Genomic DNA, 2,921 nt, shown 5'->3' on the forward strand with positions numbered 1-2,921 from the left:
TGATAAATTATTTCGTTCTGACAAATTTGCTTTGACCGTTTTAAGCTTCTTAAAACTGGCTATAACAGTAGTTTTGCAATAGCCGGGTAAGACGGTAAACGTGATGATCATTTTTCAAAGTAAATTCAATCTTGGCAAGACTGTTTACGTTTTAAACTCCCGGCCATCGCAAAGCCTTTACGTTGTAGGCAACCTTGCGACGGCCACATTAAAGCTCGAGTTGGTTCACAGCGAGAATTGTGTTGACTGACTTAACTGCCAAATAGTCTTTCATGCGAAACTTCGTAAAATCAATTGTTTTTTTCTTCATTTTTTTCGGACTATACAGTTGCGCAATCAATAAAAGTTTGATTGAAAAACAGCAGACTGAATTCGGAACAATAAAATTTTACAATGTAAATATTTCAAGTGACAAATATTTTGCAGACAAAGTCTATGCAGACTCTGATAGTGGTGGCGTAAAAAGGTTTTATAGCTTTTATTCAGACAGGATTTTAATGACAGACGAAAGAGAAAAAGGGCTTTCTTATACTATTATTTTCAAAAAACTTCCAATCAATTTTGACAGCAACATTTATCATCGGCTCTCAATCTGGGACACTTTGGTGTTTTCTAAAGCTGCGGCAATTTTAAACGCTTCAAAATATTCAAACTTAAAAAGTTCAGTTGGCGCAACGGGCTATGAGATTAAAGTTAATTATTTGCACGGGTTTCCTAAAGACAAAAAGTTTCAGCCCTTGTGATACTTTTGACAGAACTTAAGTAAGGAAATCCATTAATAAGACTAAAAGAAAGGCTGCCTACAACAATAGTTTTGCAATAGCCGGGTAAGACGATAAACGTGTTGCTCAGTTTTCAAATTAAATTAATTCTCGGCAAGACTGTTTACGTTTCCAAACTCCCGTCCATCGCAAAGCCGTACCGTTGTATGCCATAAAAATGACTCGAAAAATTCTTATAATTCTAGGCCTCTTTAGCTCGACATTTTCCATGTCTCAGACTCTTACTTTCTCGCAAAGAGTAAATGAACTTTTCTTTGGTGTCGACGTTTCAAAAAAGTCGGCTTCCCTTTTAAAGAGTTTACTTTCAATCCCACAACTTCAGCATGACGACAATGTTGCGAGGCAATGGGATTTAAATGTCGCAATGGAGATGAAATCAAATAAAGCTTGGCGTTCAAGGCATTTGTTTTCTTTTTCGGAAAGCCCACTACTCGACTTGACAATTGAAAAAGGGGCGATTGAGCTGACCATTGGTGAAACGAAAAGGAACAAAAAGCTTCTTAATTTGGGCTGGGCGATTCAATTCGGCGACAGTGTTTCAGCAAATAAATACTTTGACACCTTGAAGCAGTTATTTGATGAGTTATCGACAGAAAGGAAGTTTGAATACGATAAAAATATTGGTGATATTGCTCAGTTCTCAACTCGGAATCCGGCTGATAGAGGTGTTAAAGACATTACTCTGTTCTTGAGAAAGTCGCCAATGACAAAGAAATATCAAATCTCACTAATGTTTGGTACTGAGTTCATAGACGATTAATTACGGCATACAACATCAGTTTACTGAATAGCCGGGTAGACGGGTAACGTGTTGTTCAGTTTCTTAAATAAATTCACTCACGGCAAGACTGTTCACGTTTCCAAACTCCCGTCCATCAGTAAGCCGTTACGTTAGCGGTCATTGTAGGACGACCCCAACCCACAGATTTATTTACAATCACCATTCGGCTCACAGACTTGACCATCTTGAATTTTTAACACAATAGGATTTTCTTTTTGCCATTCAGAAAATGCTTTTTCAAGCATTTTTAAAACTTCGTTTGGCTGTTGAGCGCCTTCAATTGCGTATTTACGATTTATGACAAAAAATGGAACGCCTCTTGCACCCAAATTTTGGGCCTCTTTACTATCGCTTTCAACTTTTTGGACATACAAAGAATTAGTTAATGCTTCGTTGACTTCGGTTTCGGTTAAACCAATTTCTTTTCCCAACTCAATCAACGTGGCTACATTGCTAAGATTTTTGCCTTGCGTAAAATACGCATAGAACAAACTTTCTTTTACTTTTTCGCCCAAGCCTATTGTTTTGGCAAATTGTATTAGACGATGACCTTTCAATGAATTTGTTACAAGAGCTTTATCAAAATTGTATTCAAGTCCTACACTTTTAGCGTATTGAATTAGGCCTTGATGTATTTTCTTTGATTGTTCGAAACTGAAACCCTTTCGGTCAGCTACAAACATATACATATTGTCTTGGTATTTTGGAACTTCTGGAATAGTTGGGTCAAGTTGGAAACTTTTCCATTCTACTTCAATTTGTTCTTTGTTTGCAAACTGCGACAAAGCTGTTTCAAAATTTCGTTTTCCGATATAGCAAAACGGACACATTATATCTGACCAAATTTCTATTTTCATTTTATTTTCTATTGTTATATTCTTTGTTTCAACGCTGTCTTTCTTCTCGGCTTGCTGACCGCAACCCGTTAGACAACTCATCGAAAAAATTGCGATGAATATTTTATTTCGCATAATTCATTTTTCTGAAATAGTAGTAAGACACAGAAAGAATTACAAAAGGAACAAGTGGTGCAATGCCTTTTACAGGTCCGTCAACAAGCCAATGTGCTAAACTTGCTGACAACAAAAGTATTCCGAAACCTACATACGCCCATTCTTTGAATATTTTTGGAATTGCAGGAACTAGAATTACTATTGCACCAACAATTTTTAGAATATCTAACTCTAATCCAAAATAACTTGGAAATTCCATTCTGCGAATGGTTTCAATTAAGTATTCACGAGGAGCGAAATAAGAGGGTAACACAATTAAAACCATTGTGATAATGGTTACTGTCCAATAGATTTTTTTTTCTTTATTCATTGGTCTAAAATTTATTTCGTTTGACGTTGCAAAAT

At 36.2% G+C, this 2,921-nt stretch carries 4 protein-coding genes; 2 read left to right on the forward strand and 2 right to left on the reverse strand.

Going from position 1 to position 2,921, the window contains the following annotated elements; translation table 11 throughout:
- Nucleotides 1-272: 272 nt before the first annotated feature.
- Together M4J38_RS18800 and M4J38_RS18805 are read left to right on the forward strand one after the other, a co-directional pair.
- Nucleotides 273-743 carry a hypothetical protein gene (locus tag M4J38_RS18800; RefSeq protein ID WP_251761353.1) on the forward strand — a complete coding sequence of 157 codons (471 nt, stop codon included), beginning with the start codon at nucleotides 273-275 and terminating at the stop codon, nucleotides 741-743.
- Between the two features lie 247 nt (nucleotides 744-990).
- Nucleotides 991-1,542 (forward strand): hypothetical protein, encoded by a 552-nt coding sequence (locus M4J38_RS18805; protein ID WP_251761354.1) that lies wholly within the window; start codon nucleotides 991-993, stop codon nucleotides 1,540-1,542.
- A 167-nt stretch (nucleotides 1,543-1,709) separates the two neighbouring features.
- On the opposite strand, the gene M4J38_RS18810 is transcribed toward M4J38_RS18805, so the two are convergent.
- Both M4J38_RS18810 and M4J38_RS18815 read right to left on the reverse strand, forming a co-directional pair.
- On the reverse strand, nucleotides 1,710-2,534 hold the full coding sequence (locus M4J38_RS18810; protein WP_251761355.1) for a DsbA family oxidoreductase: 825 nt from the start codon (nucleotides 2,532-2,534) through the stop codon (nucleotides 1,710-1,712).
- On the reverse strand, nucleotides 2,524-2,921 hold a 398-nt coding region (locus tag M4J38_RS18815), incomplete at its 5' end, for a DoxX family protein (protein ID WP_251761356.1). The genes M4J38_RS18810 and M4J38_RS18815, both read right to left, overlap by 11 nt.

The sequence above is a fragment of the Parasegetibacter sp. NRK P23 genome (assembly GCF_023721715.1).
Taxonomy (GTDB): domain Bacteria; phylum Bacteroidota; class Bacteroidia; order Chitinophagales; family Chitinophagaceae; genus Parasegetibacter.

What these genes read in the sequence shown, in the direction of transcription:
- M4J38_RS18800 (WP_251761353.1), top strand. Translation starts at nt 273, where the DNA reads ATGCGAAACTTCGTAAAATCAATTGTTTTTTTCTTCATTTTTTTCGGA.
- M4J38_RS18805 (WP_251761354.1), top strand. Translation starts at nt 991, where the DNA reads ATGTCTCAGACTCTTACTTTCTCGCAAAGAGTAAATGAACTTTTCTTT.
- M4J38_RS18810 (WP_251761355.1), bottom strand. Translation starts at nt 2,534, where the DNA reads ATGCGAAATAAAATATTCATCGCAATTTTTTCGATGAGTTGTCTAACG.